Origin of the sequence: Dictyobacter alpinus (assembly GCF_003967575.1) — a bacterium.
Lineage (GTDB): Bacteria > Chloroflexota > Ktedonobacteria > Ktedonobacterales > Ktedonobacteraceae > Dictyobacter > Dictyobacter alpinus.
The window spans coordinates 4,452,507-4,475,167 of record NZ_BIFT01000001.1 but is presented as its reverse complement, the minus strand read 5'-3'; the positions used below and the strand labels follow the sequence as shown (position 1 = coordinate 4,475,167).

15 protein-coding genes and 2 tRNA genes are annotated in these 22,661 nt (G+C 50.4%); 6 read left to right on the top strand and 11 right to left on the bottom strand.

The window, feature by feature from the left end; genetic code table 11:
* The first annotated feature begins 6 nt into the window (after positions 1 to 6).
* Positions 7 to 1,344 carry a spinster family MFS transporter gene (locus EL633_RS17725; protein ID WP_126628458.1) on the top strand — a complete coding sequence of 446 codons (1,338 nt, stop codon included), beginning with the start codon at positions 7 to 9 and terminating at the stop codon, positions 1,342 to 1,344.
* A gap of 108 nt (positions 1,345 to 1,452) precedes the next feature.
* Here the strand turns inward: EL633_RS17725 and EL633_RS17720 are convergent.
* A tRNA-Gly gene (locus EL633_RS17720) sits at positions 1,453 to 1,525 on the bottom strand.
* A 213-nt stretch (positions 1,526 to 1,738) separates the two neighbouring features.
* Between EL633_RS17720 and EL633_RS17715 the strand changes: the two genes are divergently transcribed.
* Positions 1,739 to 2,500 carry a PspA/IM30 family protein gene (locus EL633_RS17715; RefSeq protein ID WP_126628457.1) on the top strand — a complete coding sequence of 254 codons (762 nt, stop codon included), beginning with the start codon at positions 1,739 to 1,741 and terminating at the stop codon, positions 2,498 to 2,500.
* Here EL633_RS17715 and EL633_RS17710 read toward each other — a convergent pair whose 3' ends face one another.
* The 4 genes from EL633_RS17710 to rdgB all read right to left on the bottom strand — a co-directional run bounded on the left by EL633_RS17710 (position 2,501) and on the right by rdgB (position 9,203).
* Positions 2,501 to 2,857: a hypothetical protein gene (locus EL633_RS17710; RefSeq protein WP_126628456.1), complete on the bottom strand. Its 357-nt coding sequence runs from the start codon at positions 2,855 to 2,857 to the stop codon at positions 2,501 to 2,503. It abuts the gene before it with no gap.
* Positions 2,858 to 3,200: 343 nt separating this feature from the next.
* Positions 3,201 to 5,372 carry a molybdopterin-containing oxidoreductase family protein gene (locus EL633_RS17705; RefSeq protein WP_126628455.1) on the bottom strand — a complete coding sequence of 724 codons (2,172 nt, stop codon included), beginning with the start codon at positions 5,370 to 5,372 and terminating at the stop codon, positions 3,201 to 3,203.
* 108 nt (positions 5,373 to 5,480) lie between these two features.
* Positions 5,481 to 8,534, bottom strand: a complete 3,054-nt coding sequence (locus tag EL633_RS17700; protein ID WP_126628454.1) for an exonuclease domain-containing protein — start codon at positions 8,532 to 8,534, stop codon at positions 5,481 to 5,483.
* Between the two features lie 54 nt (positions 8,535 to 8,588).
* A complete protein-coding gene (gene rdgB / locus EL633_RS17695) occupies positions 8,589 to 9,203 on the bottom strand; it encodes an RdgB/HAM1 family non-canonical purine NTP pyrophosphatase (RefSeq protein WP_126628453.1) in 615 nt (204 codons plus the stop codon).
* Between the two features lie 440 nt (positions 9,204 to 9,643).
* On the opposite strand from rdgB, the gene EL633_RS17690 reads away from it, so the two are divergent.
* From EL633_RS17690 to EL633_RS17680, 3 genes are all read left to right on the top strand, one after another.
* Positions 9,644 to 9,715 (top strand) — tRNA-Thr (locus EL633_RS17690).
* A gap of 406 nt (positions 9,716 to 10,121) precedes the next feature.
* A complete protein-coding gene (locus EL633_RS17685) occupies positions 10,122 to 11,312 on the top strand; it encodes an NHL repeat-containing protein (protein WP_126628452.1) in 1,191 nt (396 codons plus the stop codon).
* 371 nt (positions 11,313 to 11,683) lie between these two features.
* Positions 11,684 to 12,406 carry a GH25 family lysozyme gene (locus EL633_RS17680; RefSeq protein WP_371865546.1) on the top strand — a complete coding sequence of 241 codons (723 nt, stop codon included), beginning with the start codon at positions 11,684 to 11,686 and terminating at the stop codon, positions 12,404 to 12,406.
* Between the two features lie 48 nt (positions 12,407 to 12,454).
* Here the strand turns inward: EL633_RS17680 and EL633_RS17675 are convergent, their stop codons facing one another.
* The 4 genes from EL633_RS17675 to EL633_RS17660 all read right to left on the bottom strand — a co-directional run bounded on the left by EL633_RS17675 (position 12,455) and on the right by EL633_RS17660 (position 17,132).
* The gene (locus EL633_RS17675) at positions 12,455 to 12,997 is read right to left on the bottom strand and encodes a DnaJ family domain-containing protein (RefSeq protein ID WP_218027512.1); all 543 of its coding nucleotides are present in this window, start codon (positions 12,995 to 12,997) and stop codon (positions 12,455 to 12,457) included.
* 12 nt (positions 12,998 to 13,009) lie between these two features.
* Complete coding sequence (gene larC2, locus EL633_RS17670; protein WP_161982213.1) at positions 13,010 to 14,227, bottom strand: nickel pincer cofactor biosynthesis protein LarC2; 1,218 nt, start codon at positions 14,225 to 14,227, stop codon at positions 13,010 to 13,012.
* A 352-nt stretch (positions 14,228 to 14,579) separates the two neighbouring features.
* On the bottom strand, positions 14,580 to 15,407 hold the full coding sequence (locus EL633_RS17665) for a sigma factor-like helix-turn-helix DNA-binding protein (RefSeq protein WP_126628450.1): 828 nt from the start codon (positions 15,405 to 15,407) through the stop codon (positions 14,580 to 14,582).
* 255 nt (positions 15,408 to 15,662) lie between these two features.
* A complete protein-coding gene (locus tag EL633_RS17660; protein ID WP_126628449.1) occupies positions 15,663 to 17,132 on the bottom strand; it encodes a glycogen synthase in 1,470 nt (489 codons plus the stop codon).
* Positions 17,133 to 17,882: 750 nt separating this feature from the next.
* Between EL633_RS17660 and EL633_RS17655 the strand changes: the two genes are divergently transcribed.
* Positions 17,883 to 18,068 (top strand): hypothetical protein, encoded by a 186-nt coding sequence (locus EL633_RS17655; protein ID WP_126628448.1) that lies wholly within the window; start codon positions 17,883 to 17,885, stop codon positions 18,066 to 18,068.
* 481 nt (positions 18,069 to 18,549) lie between these two features.
* Here EL633_RS17655 and EL633_RS17650 read toward each other — a convergent pair whose 3' ends face one another.
* Complete coding sequence (locus tag EL633_RS17650; protein ID WP_126628447.1) at positions 18,550 to 22,236, bottom strand: type ISP restriction/modification enzyme; 3,687 nt, start codon at positions 22,234 to 22,236, stop codon at positions 18,550 to 18,552.
* Positions 22,237 to 22,306: 70 nt separating this feature from the next.
* The gene (locus EL633_RS17645) at positions 22,307 to 22,549 is read right to left on the bottom strand and encodes a helix-turn-helix domain-containing protein (RefSeq protein ID WP_126628446.1); all 243 of its coding nucleotides are present in this window, start codon (positions 22,547 to 22,549) and stop codon (positions 22,307 to 22,309) included.
* Positions 22,550 to 22,661: the final 112 nt, after the last annotated feature.

Sequence of the window (22,661 nt, the reverse complement as noted above, 5' to 3'; positions counted from 1 at the left end):
CAGGGATTGAATACTGCCACCCCCTCAGTTCAACGAAAATATTTCACCAAGCCAACGCCAACGCAGGCACGCTTTGCATTCGTCATTTTGCTCATTATAAATATTCTCAACTATACCGACCGTTCCGTCCTCGCAGCGGTCCAGATCCTCATCCAGAAAGAGTTCGGATTAACAGATATTGAGCTTGGCCTGCTCAATTCCTCATTTCTGTTTATCTATGGACTGTCAACACTGCCCATCGGCATCTGGGCGGATCGAGGAGTACGCAAGAATATTGTGGCCATCTGTGTTACCCTCTGGAGTATCGCCACAGCCCTGAGCGGTATGACCCATAACTTCATACAGATCTTCCTGACACGTTCCGTCCTGGGCATCGGAGAGGCTGGCTATGCACCGGCATCCGTTTCATTGATTGGAGACTACTTCCACAAAGAGAAACGTGGCCTGATGCTCTCCATCTGGTCCATTGGCAATCTGATTGGTACTGCGATTGGATTAATCGTGGGTGGCATTATTGCTGAAGCCCTGGGGTGGCGCTGGGTCTTTTATGTGGTCGGTATACCAGGACTTCTGGCAGCCTTTTTTATCTGGCGCGCCGTAGAACCTAAGCGTGGAGCTTTTGACCGTGAAGGAGACAATAGTAGCAATGATGCTGCGGCCGCACATGGCAGTATTGGTGGCAATATCCTTCAGGTCATCCGCCAACTTCTGAAAACACCAACCTACTGGGTACTGGTAGCTGCATTTATCTGTAGCTTCTTTATCATCGGGGCCGCACTCTCCTGGGTTCCAACCTTTCTGAGCCGCGAATTTGGTCTGTCCATCAGTCAGGCCGGAACAATATCCGGTGGCGTCCTAGCCGGCGGTAGTCTGGTCGGAACACTGATTGGCGGCTGGCTCTCCGACTTCCTGCAGCGCAAGATGCCAGAGGGGCGTATGATCATAACCACCATCGCCTTCCTGACTGGCGCACCACTAACCTGGGTGGCTCTTTCCATGCACCAGTTAGCAGCTTTCATTGCGGTCTTCTCCTTTGCCATCATCTGTCTCAGTCTTTGCCTGGGACCGATCCAGGCCATCATCCAGGATATCACCCTACCGGAAATCCGCTCCACGGCCGTAGGTCTGGCCCTGCTGCTAGGACATCTGTTGGGAGATGCGGCTTCACCACTGATTGTGGGCCTCATTAGTGATAGCACCCACTCGCTCGGCTTTGCCCTGCAAATTACCGGTCCGACCTGCCTCCTGCTGGCCGGCTTGATCTGTGTTATCGGTGTCAAAACTGTCCCTAAAGATATGGAAAAGATGCGCAAACACCTCAACGAAGAATACAACGCCTCCTAAACAGGCAAAACGGCCGCCGGGAGAAACTGGCACTCTCCCGGCGGCTATTTCTTTGGCAGACACAGGCATACAAAAAAGCCACCTGGATATCCAGGTGGCTTTTGAAAAAGCGGGTTACGGGGATCGAACCCGTGATCTCAACTTTGGGAAAGTTACATGTTAGCCACTACACCAAACCCGCATCTGTCCTTGACTGACATAGAAAAGTATACCTGATATCCATACAAAAGTCAAGGCATTTTTTCCCCTTTTCCCTTTTCTCCCAATTTCTCATAGGGGCCGATGTCGCCTTAAGTATGATATGATACAAGCAAAAAGCAACGAATTTCTACATAGGGCGTATATTATTGCAGGGCCTACTATTCTTTATTATTCATAGCCTCTGGAGGACGATATGGGACTTTTTAGTCGATTTATGAACCTTTTTCGCATCCGTGCCAGTTCTGCCCTGGATAAAGCTGAAGATCCTGGTCAGGTCATGGATTATTCTTATGGAAAGCAGCTTGAGCAGTTACAGCAGTTAAAGCGATCGATTGCTGATGTGGTGACCCAGGAGAAGCGGCTTGAGCTCCAGCAAAAACAGGTGGCAGATAAAGTGACGACGCTGGATAGACAGGCTCAGCAGGCCCTACAGGCTAACCGAGAAGATCTGGCTCGCCTGGCCTTGCAGCGCAAAGAGACACTGATCGTCCAATTAACGAGCTATGAGCAACAAATTGCGCAGCTCAAGGCCCAGGAAGAGAAACTGATTACCATGGAGCGCAATGTCTCGTCCCGGGTTGAGACGTTCAGGACGCAGAAGGAAATGGTCAAAGCGCAGTATGGCGCCGCCCAGGCTCAGGTGAAGATTAATGAGGCGCTCACCGGTATTTCGCAGGAAATGACCGAGATGAATCTGGCTATGCAGCGGGCACAGGATAAAGTACTGACCATGCAGGCCCGGGCCAACGCTATGGATAGCCTGATCGAGCAAGGTGCTCTAGGAGAGCAAGGACTACTCGGGGCCGGAAGTAGCGATACACTTGACCGAGAGTTGCAGCAAATTACCGCCCAGCAAAATGTTGAAGCACAATTGCAGGCTTTAAAACAACAACTGCAACTCGAAGGTCCGAATGTGCAACAAAAACAAATTAAAGGGCCAGCTACAGAATTGTAGTTAGCCCTTCTTTTGCTCTTTTTCTTTACGTGCCTTATCCTTATAATAGGATTTCGGCTTAGGACGACGCTCAGTGTCTACATAGGCCGCGGGAGCGGAATCTTCACGCGCCATGATTTCTGTCTCATCGCGTTCACTGATCAGCTCTTGTAGATCATTGTAGACGTTGTAGTTATCTTGCGTTTCAGGCATGCGCAACATGTGACGCAAAACTTGTACTTGAGAAATACTCGTACGGTCATTTCTGGCAGATTCGGCCTTCTTCAGCAATTTCTCAACTTGCTCCATGCTATCATCATGCGCTCCAATACCTTCGAGCCGCTGTCTCACCACCAATAACTGCTCGTATAAGTTCATTGTGACACTCTCCTCAAGAATAGCAGACCTTAAAAATCCACTTAAGGTTATGGTAACATAGAGCATAAAACCCGTCAAATTAACGCAACGGGTTAGTACAATTCATTGGGGGTGTGTCTGGCTCCCATGCGGTGTGTTTTTAGCCAGCCTGGGGAGCGCAGGCGTCCCCATTCTTGTTTTATTGGTTGGTGCAGAAATGGCGCATTCGCGCCATTTCTGCACCAACGATGAAAGAGCATGTGAGCTGATATGTTGCCACCAAACGATGAAAGAGGATGTGAACTGATATGTTGCCACGACCCTGCGAGAGAAAAGATGGCCATCACGAGAGTAAGGCACACACTTAAGATTTGTTTTCGACAAAAACGCCGACTGGACTTTCTTGCGGCTGGCTGCTTTCTTCGGGAGTGACAAAGACGAGATTGGTGTAAAATGTGCTGCCACCGTTGAAGTCGGCGAGACGGTCCGAGGTGGTCCAGTTAATGTTGCGCTGGTCGGGACTGAATTTTGGCCACCAGACGGTGGTGGTGGCGAGGACACCAGGACGGACAACTTCTGAGACTTCGGCGACGAGCCGGCACCAGCCACGTTCGTTGCTGACATGCACCAGTTGACCAGAGCGAATACCCCGTAGCTTTGCGTCTTCGGGATTGATACGCAGGGTTGGAGCGTGCTCTTTGGTCATCAAGGTCTGCTGGTTGGCGAATGTAGAACTGATAAAATGATGGGCCGCAGAACTGAGTAAGGGGAGTGCCTCACCTTTTGTCGCAGGCCGAAGTGGATCTGGTCGGGACTCGACTTCAGGGACCCAGCCGGGCATTGGATCATAGCCTTTAGCGGCCGCTTGTTCTGAGTAGAATTCAACTTTGCCTGAAGGGGTGCGGAATTTACCATCGCTGAAGGGAATACGCTCATGTTCGGGAATGGCCAATGGGATCGAGCCTTCAGCCTGGAAGCGTTCAAGGGTCAGGCCCGCCAGTAGCGGCTGCCGGGCCGCCGTTGTTGTTAGCACCTCGTCAATGATCTCATTAGCATCCGCGGTTAACCAGGATTCCTGGAAACCCATGGCTGCAGCCAGGGCGCGCATGACATCCCAGTTGCTACGCGCCTCACCTTGAGGCTCGATGGCAGGCGTATTATATTGCAGGAAGAGATGCCCATAGGGCTTATGGATATCCACCTGCTCCAGCTGGCTAGTCGCCGGCAAAATAATATCGGCATAACGAGCAGTATCGGTCTCGAAAAGCTCATGGACAACCGTGAAGAGATCCTCACGCATCAAGCCCTCGACGACCTTACCCGCATTGGGCGTTGAAGCTACGGGATTAGCATTATAGACATACAGCGAGTAAACGGGAGGATCGGCCTCACCGGTCAGGATAGCGCCCAGGCGATTCATATTCAAGCTACGGGTAGCTGGCGGACAGGCGGGGTCATCACCACGGCCAACAGTCGCGCGATCCCACTTCAACCAGTCACTGGTACTATACATCAAGCCCCCACCGGCCACACCATATTGTCCCACCACAGCAGGCAGGCAGGCCAGAGTACGTACCATCTGACCGCCATTGGTATGGCGATTAATGCCATCAGAGATCCTGAGTAGCGCAGGCGCGGTCGTGGCATATTCCCGGGCCAGCGTGACAATTGTCTCCACGGCCAATCCGGTAATCGCCGCGGCCCGTTCTGGCGGATATTGCTGGATGCGTTCTCGTAGCTGCTCCCAACCAAGCGTATGCTCGGCGATCCAGGCAGTATTATGCAGACCTTCATTGACCATGACATACATCATGGAGAGGGCCAGCGCGGCATCACTTCCGGGCAGGGGCTGGATATGTTGATCGGCCGAACGAGCCGTCAAAGTACGAATAGGATCAATGACGATGACACGTGAGCCGTTGCGCTGAGCTTCGCGCAAGAAAGGCATGACGTGCGGCGCCGTACTGGCAGGATTACTACCCCAGATCAGAATCAACTTACTCTCAGCTAGGGACTCTGGAGAAGCAGCGAGACGGCCGCCAACAGTCAGTAAGACAGCCTCTTCAGCGGCATGGCCACAGATCGCACGCTCAAGCTGGCTGGCACCCAGGCGATTCCAGAAACGCGAGTCGGTCACAGCTCCCTGGACTAATCCCAGCGTACCGGCATAGCTATAGGGTAAAATAGTTTCCGCGCCATGCGTGTCTGCTAACTGACGCCAGCGGCCAGCAATCTCAGCGATCGCTTCATCCCAGGAGATACGCGTAAACTGGCCGCTCCCCTTGGGTCCACTGCGGCGTAGAGGATACAGCAGACGTTCTGGATGATAGACACGTTCAAGATAGCGATTGACCTTGGCACACAACCAGCCACGCGTAACCGGATGGTTCGAGCGTCCCTGCACCCGTACGGCACGACCCTGTTCATCCACATGCGTCTCTAACGCACAGGTATCGGGACAATCATGGGGGCAGGCACCATACACAACACGCAACTGGCGACCATCAGCACTTTTCGCAGGGGTATTCAGCGACATACATCCAGCTCTCTTTCCAGCTCCTTGTAGATAGAACAAGCATAATAGAATTAGCACACATAAACCGTGTAACGGCACTCAGGTTTGAGGAGGCCCACACTCCTGACATCAGGAGTTATTATCATCCCAGGACCCTTCAGCAGTCAACCAGTCCAACATTGCATCAGGCATCAACGAGACAGAACCCTGACGTTGTGAGCAACGGGGCAAGCTATGGAGGACGGTAGAACCATATTCTTTGGAAGTCACACGGCGATCGAATAAGACCACAGTATTCCGCTCACGGCCACTCCATATAACACGATCAATGACTCGTCGCACACGCTGCGTCGCCATCGGCACCGTCAACTGGCGGAGTTGATCAGAATATTGTTCGGCACGCGCCGCAAGGGGAGGATCATTCAGGACCGGCATCGGCAAGCGGGCAATAAATAGACAGGTGGGTGTGCGCGCAACATCATCCACACTATCCCAAAAGCTCCCCGTACCAAGGATCACCACGCGTTCCTGCGATTGAAAAACCTGCCAGAGTTGGCGCGGAGAGCCGTCCGCTCCCTGACCCAGGACCAGGATATCACGCGCCTCCAGGATGGGTTTTATCGCCGTATAGGTACTACGTAGAGCAGCATGGGACGTGAAAAGGGCGACAACTTTGCCTTCGAGAGCCGTAGCGATATTGATCAGGGACTCCTCAACATGACGCTGATACTGTGGCGAATTCGGCTCAGGCACATCGTTTGGCAGATAGATCAGCGTCTGTTCAGCGTGATTGGCTGTCAGGGAAGTCTCAGCAATCGATTCCTGCTCCAGTCCCAGACGCTGACGGGCAAAGCCAAAAGAACCATCTACCGACAGGGCGGTACCAACAAAAATCGTACCAGTGTGTTCCTGCAATAGTAACCGTTTGAAGATAGCCGAAGTCTGCACCAGTTGAGAATGTAAGATTGGGGCATGCTCAACAGCTAAAGAACGTGTAGCGGGGTCAGCCGCATTCCTGGCCGCATTCTGCTGGGTCGCAGGCATCGGCGGTGTCCGTAGCCAGTGGACCGAATCGCTTTCCTCAAGAGACATCGCCTGCTGCACCTTCTGTACCAACTCACCCAATTGATAGGCCGTAGTCACCAATTCTGAGGCCACGGAACTATCCTCACCACTCCCCTTCTCAGGCTTACGGCGCCCCTTCTGAGCAGAAAGAATGGTTTTTTCGGCCAGATTGGCCATATCGATGACGGCCCGCAAACGCTGTGAAGCCTGCTGCCAGGCCTGATTGGCCTCATCCCAGGAACCAAGCTGGCGAATATTTCCATTGATGCGCAACGGCTGATCCGCCCGTTCATGTCCACGAGCATGAGCGCGATGCGCCGCATCCGAACGTCCCTTGCCACTTTGAGCAGAATCTTCAACCAGCGCGAGAAAGGCCGCGAATAAACGCTCAACCGACGCCCGTGCCTGACGCAAGGTCTGAAACCACTGTAATAAACGCTGATCCAGTTCAGCCTTCGTCACCGTCTGCGTAGTCGACAGGCCACCAGGACCATTCTCACGCAAAACCGGAGCAGCCAGCGCCAATAAGCCTTGATAGCGTCCGTCCGGCAACTCGGTACCAATCGTATTCAAGAGCCGTAGCACCTGTACCTGATCAAACTCTGAGCCTCCCCAGCGAATATTCTCTTCCTCCAGCAAATCAGCATCCAGGATCAAGCGACGATCAACATCGGCCAGCAAAGGATGGGACAGACACAGGTCATCGAAGAGTCCAGTATGGGTCGTCACCACCAGTTGAGCAGCTTTAATACGCTCCTCGGCCAGTTCGACAAAACAATAGCCTTTCCGGCGATATGTGCAGTTCTGATAACTCTTCTCAAAGCGTGGATCAAGCGAGCGCTTCTGCTCAAAATCGGACGAAATTCTATCCCAGGCTGCCATCTCTTGCTGCAAGAGTGTCAGCTCACTACGATTACCTTGCAGCGTCTCATGGGTCCAAAGCCGCAGCTTGGCCAGACCACGCGCCTGCTCGGCCGTGAGTTCACCACTGGTACGGCGCATGGCCGCGCCAAACCAACGATGGGTGCAGAGGTAACCGCCATGTTCAGCCATATACGCGACAGGGATCTGAGCATGAAGTTGGGCCTGCAGGGTGGGGAGAATGATATCAATTAAACGGCGGGCATACTGCTGATTCACACAAGCGATCACTAAACGGCGTGGAGGCTCAGCAGGCCCAGGTTCTTCAGCCAACCATTCAAGCACAGGCCGCAAAGCAGCATCATAATCATGTCCACCCAGCGTAAGCTCCAACAACAATGGCGCACGCTGCTCTAAAGACTGGCGCACGGCGGCCCTGGCACTATCACGTTGGGCGCTCGGCTGCTGGCCATCAGGAGCTATGTGTACGGGAGGATCAATAGCCGGAATCACCGCAGGAGTTGCGGGTTCGGCGGCACTGGCCACATCGCGACCAACCGCGAAAGAAAGGACCCGTGGATCCATACCCAGTTGAGCAGCAAAGCGATCACCCAGGCTGCCACGGGACAGGCGACCCATCAACCCATCACGCTCCTGCCGATCACGCAACTCCTGCCGAAAGAAATGCAACAAAGGCCAGGACCGAGGCGCATCCAGATTCGCCAGATCATTCAGCACATCCAGGTCCACTTCCTGCAGACGCTGATGTAGTACATTAAAGACCTCCATGGCCAGTACCGTATCCACCATAGCACGATGGCGATCATGTGGCACCCGCACACCCAGAGCCTCCGCGACCTGTCCCAGATTATAGCTAACCAGTGACGGCAATAAAACAGTTGCCATCTCAAAAGTATCGATGAGAGGATTCGAGCGAGCGATGCCGCGCATCCGTAAGAAGCTCGCATCAAAAGGAATACTATGTCCAACAATCGGCAGGTCTGCCAGGAAAGCCTGCAAATCCTTAGCGACAGCCGCAAACGGAGGTGCGCCAACCAGATGCTCTGGCTTAATACCAGTCAAGCGCTGCACCCGATAAGGAATAGGACGTCCGGGAGTCACGAATGTCTCTAATGTATCGATGACTTCAGTCCCTTGAAACTTTACAGCAGCGATCTCCAGGATCGTATCTTGCTCGGGATGTAAACCGGTCGTCTCTAAATCAAGGGCAACACGAATGGCTGGTCTTTTCGCCATAAATTCTCTGTCCTCAGCTCTCTCGACTACATTGAACAAACAACATCCCCGTACCTATTGGGGAGACAAGGGGGATGGCGACCAGTTCTCCAGTAAAGCATGCGCCTTAAGCGCTGCTCGTCCGCGATGGCTAATCTGGTTTTTCTGCGCTGGTGGAAGTTCAGCGGTTGTCTTTCCGAGTTCTGGAACCAGGAAGATAGGATCATAGCCAAACCCGTTGGCTCCACGGGGTGGATCAGTAATGACGCCTTCAATCGCCCCATCAACACTCTGATGATACCCGGAAGGTTCAGCGAGCGTAATCACACATTTGAAACGGGCGGTCCACTGATCTGCAGGAACATTGCGTAAGCGCTCATAGAGAAGCGGGAAACGTTGCTCATAGGGGGTATCAACGCCCGCAAAGCGAGCGGAATACACTCCAGGTTCCCCTCCAAGGGCATCAATTTCCAGACCAGAGTCATCAGCCAGTGTAAGTACACCTGCTGCACGAGCATATGTCAGAGCTTTTAGTTCCGCATTTTCCAGAAAGGTCGTACCCGTCTCTTCTACATCAAAATCGATAGCGAGGTCTTTTAGCGAGAGCAATTGATAAGGTAGATCCTGAAATATTGCTCGATACTCTTCCAACTTATGACGATTTGTGGTTGCAACCAGTAGGACGCGCATACAAAACTCCAAACTAGACGGGATCGAAACGTTGGACTCTATTTTACCATACCATAGTAGAGTTGTCGAGATGAACATTTCTGTATTTAAGCACTAGAAATCATTACGAGATGCATCAATTGCAAATAAGAAAATACACTTGGACTATAATCGCCTGGTTGATGCTTGTCGCCTGGGCACACGCCTCGCGCCTGCGGCGCTCGCCTATGTTGTGTGAGGATGGTGCGCGGCCGCGGCCGCGCACCATCCTCACACAACATGTGGGATGCAGACTGGTAACCATCCTCACACAACATAGTGGGATGGGGGAGTAGTATTTTTGGGAGGGGAGAAAATTTGTGTTCTAAAGCGCTTGACATAGCATAGGTTTACAGGTATAATCGGCAGTGTTAAGAGGAGCGGACATAAATCATTATGGACTGGTTCCTGCGACAATACCCGCCGATGTAGCTCAGGGGTAGAGCAACGCTTTCGTAAAGCGTGGGTCGTCGGTTCAAATCCGACCTTCGGCTCTTTTTTATGACCAAAACCCTCATAAAGCCGCTTCAGTACTGGCTTTATGAGGGTTCTTTATTTATCGCTACAAGGCCTACTGTAGCAACGCTTATTTATTGCTCAGATTTATCATCTTCTGACGGTTGAGACTCACCTTTTGCTGTCTCCTGGCTCTTCTTGCCCTCGACTGGGGGTTCGGGGGCTGTGCCCGCGGCAACTCCCTCCTCCCCCTCCGCCCGCGTCGCGGGCGAACAATCCATCAAAAGAAGTTTGACAAAAGCAATAGGCATTTGAGGTGACTTTTAGGTTATTGAGAAAATGTGACTTTATCGCTTCGTGTAAAAGCACAGAAGGTCGCAAATTGTGCGATATATTTGTGTTTATGTATTTAACTTGTCTTTGACAAGAAGGGAAGAAGTAGAGATGTCACTTCTTAACACGGCGCATACTCAGCCCGCTACGGCAGGCTCCACAAAGTTTTTATCTTCACGTGGTGGTCGTCTGGGTATCATGGCGACGATTGTAGTACTGTTGGGTGCGATCATATTTTTTGCTTTACAGCAATTGAGCACCTCACACGCGGCATATCAGCAACATAAACAATGGCACGCTCCAGCCATCACCAACATCAATGGGCTGAAAAATATCTCGCAGATCGGGAGCACAGCTAACGTGCTCGATTTCACTGGAAAAAGAGCCATGGTTGATCCTAACCCTTACAAGATCGTGATCACCCCGGCCAATCTATCATCAACGCTGAAGGCTGGCGATGTACTTGTCTCTAATATTGGTAATGAGGACAAGGGTATGACGTTGGTAAAGTTCGCTCCGGTTGCGGGCAAGGGACGCGTCTTTAATATGCCAGCCGCCAACGGCGTATCGGGTCCCTCGGCGATGGCCTTCGACGGCGGCAGGCTGCTGGTGGCAAACTCGGCCGGCAATGACGTGTTGATCCTTAATGCCAATGGCTCCATTTTCCAGACCCTGAAAAGTCCCCTCTTCAATGGACCCTGGGGCATTACGGTTGGTCAAACCAACAATAAAGATATGGACAATATCGCGACCTTCTTTACCAGCAACAAACTTGACGGCAAGATCTTGCGCGTCGATATCAAGCAGCAGGAGCGCGGTAAGCCTGTCAAATTCAAGGTAACGCAGATCGGCCAGTTCGGACTGCGGGATAAGATTTCGAAGATTGAGCTGCGCTGGCTGCCGGAGCTTAAAGTTGGCCACGACAAATGGAAAGATGTCCTGCTGGCCGTTGATCCTTCAACCAACCGCATCGCTGGCTATCCATTCAGCAGCAAGCTCAAGCACTCGGTAAAATCGCAGACCATCTTCAAAGGTGGACCATTGAATAACCCCGGCGGCATGACGATCAATCCTTTAAATGGTGACGCGCTGGTGGTAAACCTGAATAACAATAATCTGGTTGAGATCAATCTGCAGAAGGGGACTGTGGTTGGGGTAAAACAGGTCGATCCGGCCATGGTCGATGCTCAGGGCAACAACTCGGCCCTGTTTGGCGTCGCGGCGGCGAAAGATCAGCAGGGGAACCTCAAGGTCTACTTCACCAATGATAATACTAATAGCTTGAATGTGCTATCCAAATAATCCTTTTGTTTTGCAAGCCGTAGTGCTTTGTCAAACTTTGTTTGATGGATTGTTCGCCCGCGACGCGGGCGAGAGGGGGGGAGTTGCCGCGGGCACTGCCCCCCCGCGCCCCCAGTCAAGGGACTCGCCGCTTGATCATGCCCCGGCATGCTCGCTTGCATCCCCGCTCCCCTATCAAATGAACTTTGACAAAGCACGATGGATATACAGATAATAAAAAGGTACCCCTCCTTATTTACCTTCGATGCAAACTTCGTTACACGGAGATCGCGCTGACCTCTTTTGCGCTTCGCTTTAAGTAGGGCTGGTTGTGTTATTATAAATAGATAAGCACGACTATAGTGGTCTATTTCCGATAGAGGGTGAGATTATTGGGTAAGAGACGGAAAGCGTGGGTACGTGTATTTTTGCCGATGGCGCTTGTAGTGCTGGGGCTGTCGACATTGGCTACGCTATTGTATACGGGGACGATATGGCCGAATGCCTGGTTTGTAGCGGATTATCCTGTGCGCGGCATCGATGTATCGAGTTACCAGGAGCATGTTGATTGGAGGAGCGTGGCCCAATCGGGCCAGTTTTCGTTTGCCTTTATTAAGGCGACCGAGGGCAAGAATTATAAAGATGCCTATTTTCAGGAGAACTGGCGCGGGACTAAAGAGCAGAATATTCTGCGTGGCGCCTATCACTTCTATTCTGACTATAGAACTGGCATTGAGCAGGCCAACAATTATATTAGTGTGGTGCCTAAAGAAGCCGGGATGCTGCCACCTGTGCTGGATCTAGAGGTCTCTGGTAATGACCATAGCATGATGTTGCGTGAGCTCAATCGTTTCATTAATCGCCTGCAGCAACACTATGGCGTGAAGCCAATTATTTATACCGATCACGATCGATATACCGAATATATTCAAGGCAACTTTGCGAACTATACGATCTGGATACGAGATGTCTATACGCCAGTCCAGTGGAACAAGGTCCAGAATTGGAGCTTCTGGCAATACAACAATCGTGGCCATGTTCCCGGTGTGTCCGGCTATGTTGATATGAATGTTTTTTCGCGTCCGCAAAAAGAGCTCGCTGCGCTGGTCCTTTAGCTATTGAGGAAGCGTGCGCTATCTTGACGCTTCCTCCGGGCATGATGATCATGTTATATGTGGACAGGCCTCACGGAAGGCTTCTACCAGTTCGCCAACTTTGAGGATCGGGCGATGCATGGCGGATGGGGTGGAGAGGTTGAGGGTGAGTATTTTGCTGTTGATCTGCCGCAGTTCTTCGTCGTATTGGATGGCGGCTTTTTCGACAGAGGCGTTGAAGCTGCGCTTCTCGCTTTCGAAGGGAGCAATGCGGCGGTGGGACAGTTTCTTCCTACGCGTAATCAGGAGCGCGACTCTGGCGTTGGTGCGTTCAAGCGCCCGATCAATCTGTCGCTGTAACTCAATTTCAAATGGCACATAGCCGTTATTCTTCAGCAGTCCATAAGCCATACGATTATCATCATCTGGCTTCAGCTCTAGCTCTAAGGGCTTACCCATACCTTTCAGATTATCAAAATCGCCACGGGCCTGGGCGCTACGGATCTGCTCTTCAACATAATCCCCCATACGGCGACCACGGTAGCTCTGCTTATTTTCTTCGGTCTCGGTTGAAGGTTTATCCATTCTTTTACGCCAATCAACAAAATCCATCGGAAAACCTCCTTAATTTTCCTGCGTTGTAGTATCTATACGATCCTTTTTATCTATTATAACGTTTTTGATGGCATCTCGTGCAACCTCATAGACCTCTATCAGGGGGAGCTGGCGCATGGTGGCGATGCGCTGGCATTCTTCGTATTCGGGAGATGCGCTGATGAGTTGTGCTCCCAGGCGCTTGATTTTGACCAGCATCGGGCCGAGAGCGGTGTCGATGCGTACCTGCTCTCGCTGCGCTTTCAGGCGGCGAATATGCTGGATGCGTACACCAAGGGTGGGGGTTTCGCGCAATAAGATGAGCGCCAGTTGGTCTCCCAGAGAGACGGGACAGATGACGGTCAGGAGCGTGGCGGGCCGATTCTTTTTCATTTGGAGAGGGGTGTAGGTCACGTCCAGGGCGCCGAGCGTAAAGAGCCGCTCCATCAGACCACCCAGCAGTTCACCAGTCATGGTATCCAGGTTTGACTCGATTACCGCGACCCAATCGGTATCAGCATCCATGATACTGGCAGGTTCCTCTACCTCAGTGGAGGTCCCGAGGTAGAGGCGCATGGCAGCAGGCGGATTTTGGCTCGTGCTGCCAAAGCCATAGCCAACGCGCTCGATTGAGAAGACCGGTACTTCAAAGCGTGCACAGGTGACGAGAAGCGCGGCTCCGACCGGTGTGACAGGCTCACCGCCCGAAGAAACGGGCTTCCAGCTAGCCCCCGACGCACGCAGGATCTCCAGCGTCACTGGCGATGGTGCCAGGTCATGCTCTCCCTCAAAACCTGTATTTAGCGGCAAGGGTGAAGCGTACAGTTCGCTTATATTGAGTTCCAGCAGCCCAGATACAACGCAGACAAGTTCCATCAGCGCTACGGAAGAAAGCTGGATAGTAGTCAGGGGGGTGTCATGCACAACAGATTCAGCCTCAGCCAGACAGCGTAGACAGGCCAGCACACGGGCGATCACAGGCTCAGGTAAAGCGGAACTTTTTAGCTGCTGACTCCACGCATCCAACGAACGCAGCGTAACCTGATCCAGTGATGTCCAGGCCAGACGGATGCCAGAGGCCCCCCGTTCAAACACCTGAAGTGGCTCAACCTGATAGATGTCCAGGTCTACGGCGGCCAGAGCGCGCCGGATGCTAGCTACGGACAAGCCAAGATCCATCAGGGTAGACAACCACAAGGAGCCACTGCTCCCCAGCGAACAATCTATAAACGCCATCTTCCGCGTCATATTTTCAATGCTCCTCTTGCTTGCAACCTCGACCCAGAGAACCAATACATTTCGCTTCATAACAGCGCGTAGCGGTAGGTCTTGTACCTGCAACCTGTAGACGTATAACCATGCACAAGCAGTACGCAGCACGCGCCTGATCTGTTCGCCGTCATACGATCATGTGTTTGAAGAACATTTCGTACGTGAACAGGTTGCAGGTACAAGACCTGCCGCTACAATGCCTAACCGAAACGTGTTGACCACGGGGGCGGCCGTTGCGTTCAGTATGGCATATTGGCCATACAGGAGCAAGCGCAAGCAGGCTTTGATCTGTAGGTACTAATATGCCAATATGAAGACAAGATGATAGCTACAAGTTGTCTGGATCTGGCCGCAAGCCATGGGGGATATAGGCCATGCAATCAGGCTCACAGATCAAGGACTGCGATAGGATGCGCATGGCCATCTGTAAACGATTGCGTACGGTGCGATCAGAAATGCCAAGGATGGTGGCAATATCTTTCTCGGTTTTGTCTTCCCAGTAAACCAGGTGGACAACTTCAGCCAGACGCTGGGGGAGGCGCTTGACAATATCCATCAAAAAACTGGAGTCGATGGCGTGCAGGATGGCGTAGGCACGCTCATCCTCGATTTCGTAGGGGTTATGTAAAACATCGGCATGGACAACCATATCGTCGAGACGATAAACCAGGCTACGAGGGATGCGGCGCCCCTTCTCGACGTGCGCGGAACTTAAACGTCCTTCACGTAACATAAAGGAGCGGTATACATGCATACGCTCATAACCAAGGCAATGCACAAAATTCTCTTCCCAGAAGTGACGTTGAGGATCAAAAATGGCTTTGAGGATTGCTTCATTTAAATCAGCGCATAAATCAAGGCTCATATTCCGCTGCTCATCCCAACCCAACTCATAACATTTTTGCGCGATACCCTTGGCCCAGAACTCGTTTTTCGCCAGGGAGCGAGCAACGATGATGGACGCCAGACCCTCGCAGACCGCATCCTGCTGCATCTGGCGAGCCGCCCGTAAGGACTTTACTAAAACTTCGCGGGGGAAATCCTTTTGTTCCACGGTAGACCAGAAATCCTGTGAATCATATGCGGGAAGTGTTTCAAACACCTTTAATAAATGTGAGCGCCGCTGGTTAACATCAGCATAATAATTGGAAACCAATGCCTCCTCCCTTCCACAACCACTGATACAGGACCTGCTTTACAGGCAAGCCCCAACCAAACAATCCCTGCATTATTTGTGATGCTTTGAATGAATTGCACTATTATAGACTGCAACCGCTAAAACGTCAATAGCTTTATCAGGTAGAATTCTTCGCCACTTATACAATACCCAGCAAAGACAAAGAACAGGAAAAGACCAGAGGATCTTTTCCTATTCTTACCCATTCTTGTGACGATAGATGGTTGATTGGCGCTATTTGCCAGTCTGGTGATAGGCCAGAGCGTTACGATAGACTTCAACATAGCGCAAAGCCGAGGCGTTCCAGGAATGATCGGCCGCCATGCCACGCAACTGCAAGGTATGCCAGAAATTCTTAAAAGGGTACAGGGCCAGCGCACGCACAATCGCGGCAAAGAATTCCCAGGCATCATAATTCTGGAAGACAAAGCCATTGCCATCACTGGTATGGGGATTATATTCCTGAACCGTGTCGGCCAGACCGCCAACGTGGCGCACAATGGGCACACAGCCATAGCGCATCGCATACATCTGGTTGGTGCCACACGGCTCAAAACGGGATGGCATCAACAACATATCACTACCAGCATAGATGCGCTGCGCCACCTCCGTATTAAAGGTCAGGAAGATCGCCACCTGATCCGGATAGCGCGCCGCCAGATTCTGGAACATCTCATGATAATGTTGATCGCCCACGCCCAGCAGCACAAACTGCACGCCCTGGGCCAGTAAAGGATGAATGATCTGCGCCAGCAAATCAAAGCCTTTCTGGTCTGCCAGCCGTGAAATCATCGCCAGCATCGGCACATCCGGCTTCACCGGCAAATGAGCCTGCTCCTGAAGAGCCGCTTTATTCTCTGCCCGCTTCTCCAGACTCGTTGCATCATATTGCGTATGGATATGATTATTGGTGGTAGGATTATTTTCCTGATAATCCACTCCATTTAAAATACCAAACAAGCGATCGCGCCGGGAGCGCAACATATGATCCAGTTTCTCCCCAAAAGTCGGCGTCAGAATCTCCTGGGCATAGCGCTCACTCACCGTCGTCACCGCGTCCGCGAAGAGGATTCCCCGGCCCATAATATCCACCACATTCGCCAGTTCAGCGATCTGCGGATAGACAAAGCCGTTCGCGGCCACGCCGGCCACCTCAAGTAAGCGATAGCCAAAGATACCCTGATATGCCAGATTATGGATCGTATAGACCGACGCCGTATGGGAAAAGAACTCATCTTCCCGATACAAAGTATGTAGCCAGTTAGGCACAATGCCCGTATGCCAGTCATTGCAATGTACAATATCCGGTGACCAACCTAAAGCCCGCACAGCCTCCAGAGCTGCCCGGCAAAACAAAATAAAACGCTCACCATCATCGGTATATCCATAAATATTTTCACGATCAAAGTACCGTGGCGCATCAATCATATAGACAGGAATATGATTCCCGATCTCCGCCTGCCGTACGCAAGCCGAAACCTGGAAATTGCCCATCGGCACAGAAATCGTATCAAGGCTCGTCGTCAACTGAAAATGCTCGGCATCAACCTGACGGTAGCGCGGCATCACCAGGCGTACATCATGCCCAAGAGCTTGTAAAGCCTTTGGTAAGGCACCCACAATCTCCGCCATACCACCGACCTTCACAAACGGCTCAATTTCAGCAGCAAGGATCAGTACCTTGAGAGGTTGTTCAGACTGCATACTAGTTCCCTCCCACTCACGAAATGTACCCCATTATAGCATGTTGGCATGGTTGGAAGAAAGGTAACCACGTCCACACGTGCTCAAAACTCATCGCGATGCGCCTGTTGTGGTCGGCAGAACTCCGTTGTAATCAGTGCAATTGGATGTCAAATTGGCTGCCAGCAATACATATCAGCCAACGCCTCTACACCTCGGTTTGTCAGCTATGAGTAAGATCACTAATACGTGATTGAAGGATTGCAGCAAGCGCAAAACAATCGAGTGGTCAGGCAGGATGGTGAGAAAGTCATCAAAGGCTTCTCAGCCTGAAATTGAGCCTCTGAATCAACATCCAGATAACAAGAGGCGAGAGTATTTCTTGTCGCAGTTCCAGATAGCGATCTACCCTTTGATCATCAATGAGCACTTGTACCTCATAAGAAATTTACAGAATGACTTTACTACCTTCCGCAATATGCTTTCAACCTCTCCAGATAAAATTATGTGCACAAATAACTATAAGCAACATTCAATGGTTAGTATGGTACCAGTTTTTGTGAGCAAGCCCTAGAGCAAGCCTTGAGATGCCCAATATTGGCTCCAATCATCAGGAAAGTATATATAATCTCTTCGTTTTATTGCTCCATAATCCTTACCGCGTTTTTGTATGAAGTCCTCAATCTCGTTAAAGGTGATATTAGCCCATGGGCCTTCTATTTTGAGGGTGTACAATACTTTGTGAATGTCCCTGTCCCAAGGCGCTATGTGATGGATGTATATCAATTCCTCGCCGAGCGTGAGCAAGCAGGCGCTTCTAGCTCTGCTAATAAAGCAATTAATGATCATGCTAGCGGCGATAATCGAACTCAATGGTGGGCCGTCACTTTGGCCCATGTCCAAGCCCCTGTTTACGATTATGATCACCGTCTCCTCGCCCCATATCTAAGCCCCTGAGCATGTCCACGATGGTATGTATGTCGTTGCAAAAATTGAATGATACCCAACCATACCCCAGCGATCCCTCACCCTCATCACGAGCAAGCCCACGTAGTTACGACCTTCAACGGTCGTTTGCCACCCGCCGCAGCGAGGTGGCCCGGTATCATCTTCGTTCGGCTCCTTCACCGCCGTCACCTCGCCCAGAGAGAGGGCCTCTGCGATACCTTTGGGGGGTTCCTTTTGGGCACCGCGTGAGGCACCGAGTTAGCCTGGAAGGAACTGCATCGCGGGGATACTGGGCCACTACGCTGCGGCGGGTGGCAAACGACCGTTGAAGGTCGTAACTACCTTGTTTGTCTCTGGGTGATGAATCCCATGGTCCACATCTCGCTGCAAAATTCGCAGGCCTAATTCATGTTACATCAAGGGTGTCGCCTGGAACGGAGAAACCGCATCGTGTTGAAGCAACCGAACCGTACCAGGCATTTGTCTTTTGTTACTCTTGTACCACTCCATCGGTACTTAACAGACTCTCACTCACATTAACAGATTCGCCTAACCAGTCTTCAGCCGTTACAGCTTCAGCGAGTTCTTTGACGAGCTCAACCGTCTTCACGCTTACTGTGATGACTTGTTTGATTAAGCGTAGGATGTACTGAGGATCATCCAGGCGATTGGGATCACTCTCAATGCCGCTGCGTTTATCGGTCGAAACCTGATATTGATCGATCACCCATTCCAGAGCCGAGCGATTGCCTAAGCGATATTCAAAGCACTCCTGGGGAATACCTGCTATGGTCAGGCCCTGGCTATATACGAGGGATCGTTTATCTGCTGCAAGCTTCATCTTCTCAACCCGTAGACGCTGGACAAATGGGATATTCTTATCAGCTACAAGCTCTAGAGGATACTCTTCTGCCTGCTCATAATTTACATGCAGTTCCATCAATTGCTTGCCGACACTCACGCACGCCTCAAACGCTTCCTGGCTCAGCACCAATGGGATATGTGGCAAGTCACGCTTCAGGTTCTCTTTGTATAGCGCGCGATACTGTGGATGGTGCAACAGTCCGTAGACATAGTGGAAGATATCCCACTTTGAGACTTCGGAGCCATATTTCTCCTGGAACTGCTTGAGCGCCCAATCTGTGATGTTCTCACGGTGATTGATGCCATCATTTGAATAAGTGTAAAAGGGAAAGCATTGTATCGTGGAATTGCCATTTATACCACATTTAACATCGACAATAGTATTAACGGCCAAGAAGGTTAAGTGATCTGCTCCAGGCCCAATAGTGCAAATAGCAGTATTCTTACTTTCTTGGGTTGGAAAAAAAGACCGTAATAAATATTGCCTCTCGTTGAGCAAAGAATCAAAATACAAATACTGCCTTACAAAGGGACGATATATACAATCTCTGATATTTTGCCGCACAAATGAAAGGCGCTTACCATTCAATAAAGACTTTTTTAGAGTCTCACTCCACTTGATTTTTTTATCGTCTGAAGTTACAAAACTATCTATCTCTAAGTCAGTTCTTGCTTTATTATTCCAACGATCTAAATCTGCATTGTAGGTATCAATAATAGTTTGTAATTTCTTTTCTAAGTTTTCTTCATCAAAATCATACACCCAAGGATCACGATTAGTCTTAACACCCCCTCCATATGTTTTAAAAATTGTGTTTTCGCTTTCCACCAAAGATGATTTACTATCTTTCGTCCCCAAAGGAGGAAACGAAGAGTATTCAACTTTCATGCCTTCTGTAATCCACGTATTTCTCTCATCCGGATGTAAATCTAACCAATTAATACCATTAATACTTTTGCTTTTACTCAGGGATGCTAATTTTTCTGTTTTTCGCCAATATTCTGGGACTCTGTGATATTTAAGTGTAGATTGAACAGCTTTGGAATTACGTACAGCAAGTGTAATGCCTACTCCTAGTTTGATGCCAAAGACATTATGGGTGGTACCAGAAAGTTTAGGGTTTTTCACTACATTACCATGTAGGTCCACATGATAAATTTGAGTAAAATGCTTTTGTAAATGCTTGCGCATACCATCAAAAGCAATCTGATCAATGAAAGAATTATTGGTAACCAGGCAAACGATTCCATCACGATTTCCTAAGCGATCTACTGCCCATCGGAAGAATTTGACATAAACATCACCTAGAGCAATTTTATTACTTGCTTGTGAATCTTTCGCATATGTTTCTCGCACACGCGCATCAATAATAGGATATTTGCGATTTTTATTGTTGTCGTTCTCACTCTTTTGCCACGCATTATATGGAGGGTTTCCGATCACTACCATAACATCAGCTTCTTTTTCTCGTTTAACCCTTGTTGTATTTTCCTCAACAAACATTTCGAGCGCCATTTGTTGGCCTTCTGCCAACTCCAAGGTATCGGCGAAACAGATACCTTCAAACGGCTCATACTGGCCCATTTTGGCATAGTATTCGTGCTCAATGTTGAGGGAGGAGATATAGTAAGGGAGCAGCATGATTTCGTTACAGAAGAGATCTTCTTTGTATTTCTTTTCCAGGTTGAACTCGTCGATGCGGCGAATGATGTTGACGATAAAGTTGCCGGTACCGGTGGCTGGATCAAGGATCTTGACGCCTGGTGTCTCAATTGACTTACCAAACTCTCGCTTCAATACTTCATCAACGCTCTCAACCATGAAGTCTACGATCTCCTGGGGCGTGTAGACAATGCCGTGAGTATCGGCCTGTTTCGCAGAGAAGCTCTGGAAGAAGCGTTCATAGACGGTATTCAAGAACTCCTGACGCGCACTCCAACTTTCTCGCTCGATGGCGGCGCGCTCAATGGCGACATAGAAGCGGTCCAGGGTCTTCAGGAATTCATTGCGGTTAAAGGAGCGGCTGGCCAGGGCGCGCACGACCTTTTCGATCTCAGAGGCGATGATGTTGTTGTTGACGAAATCAGGATTATTGAAGACGGTACGGAATAAGCGCTCCGTTAGCAGGTGCTGCACTAGCATCTCATCAATGGCGGCATCATTCATTTTAGGATCAAGCGAGGTACGGCAGACTTCAGCGAACGTCGCAAATGAGTCCTGGAATTTTTTATTGAGCTTATGCTCATCTTTAATGATATTGAGGAGCGCCTGGGCGTTTTCCGGAATGCGTTCCTTGAATTCCTCAACCGCTTCCTCAAAGTTCTCAATATCAGGCTCTACATAGGTGAAGAAATCACGGAGGAGGTCAATGACACGGTTGGCATCTAACAGGTCATATTCGTTCGGGGTGCTACGTTTCCCTTGATACAGGACGGCCCGTTTACTATCCTCAAACAAGGTATTGGTGAGTGGATAGCCGGTGGCGATCTTTTTGCGAATCTCTTCGTCTAAGTTCACCTTTGGTCCTTTGGCTTCCCAGTAACCGCGACGGATACGGAACTCGTCCAGGACAACACCATCGGGTCGAATTCTATCTATGGTCATTTCAGGAGCAAGGGACCAGCCACAATGCCTGGCGACTGCGGATAGCATATTCTGGAAGGCGGCACGCAGGCCTAGTTCGTAGTTAGCAACTTCCTGGTAATCTTTTAGCTCGGTATAATACTGCCTGACAATCTTCTTGAGGTAATTGCGATCAATATTCTGTGGTGTACGTGCCATATTCTTTCTCCCAGCTTCCCCACCCCTGGCATTTTTCTTATTACTCTTCGTCTCTGCTTCGGTGTCAGGATCGTCGGTTCCATGTAACTGATTGACAACTTTACGGATACCTTTAGCGACATTGGTGAGTGCAGCGTCTTCATTTGACCACATTTTAACAGGCTTTCTATTGTTAGGCAAAGGTGCGAGCTTTGCGAATGGCGCATCTTCCCAGTCACAGGGATGCAGAAGGATCGGAATAACACGTGCCTCGCCTGCATCATGGCGTCTCAGGGCTTCTTGCGCTTCAACGCTGTAGCAGTAGTCGGAGGCGATAAAGTCCGCACTCACAAGCAGAAGGATAATGTCAGCGGTCATGAGGTGAGCGCGCAACTCCTGATCCCACAACGTTCCAGCGCTAATATCTTGAGAAGACCAGGTTGAAATCAAATTCTGTCGCACGAGGAGCGAAAGATGTTTATTTACCTTCTTCAGTAGTTGTTTATCTTCATCTGCATATGCATAGAACAACTCGAATGTATCAGTTGGCACTCATAGCACTCCTTGCAAAGATAAGACGCCTATGAAAACAGCAATGAGAGAAAAGAAATATGGGTACAGGCTATGCTTCAGGATTACTGGCATCCGGACGAGAATGGGGCTCTCCGCGTACATCCATCAGATCGTCTAGTGGAACGTTCAACGCCCAGGCAATCTTCACTATCGTGCTTAATGAGACATCCCGAGTTGGATCCTGAAATATGCGTTTAACGGTCTTGAAGTCTACATTGGCAGCACGCGATAAAGATGATTGATTAAAACCTTTTTGCGTCGCGATCTCTTTTACCTTTAATTGTATCTCCATCGCACTAATATATCAGCGTTCCCTTCTTGACAACATTGGTCTTACCGAGTTAACCTTTTGTACTAACCACATAGGTTACCCTTTTAAGGTTAGCCAGGCAGGAATTGTCCCC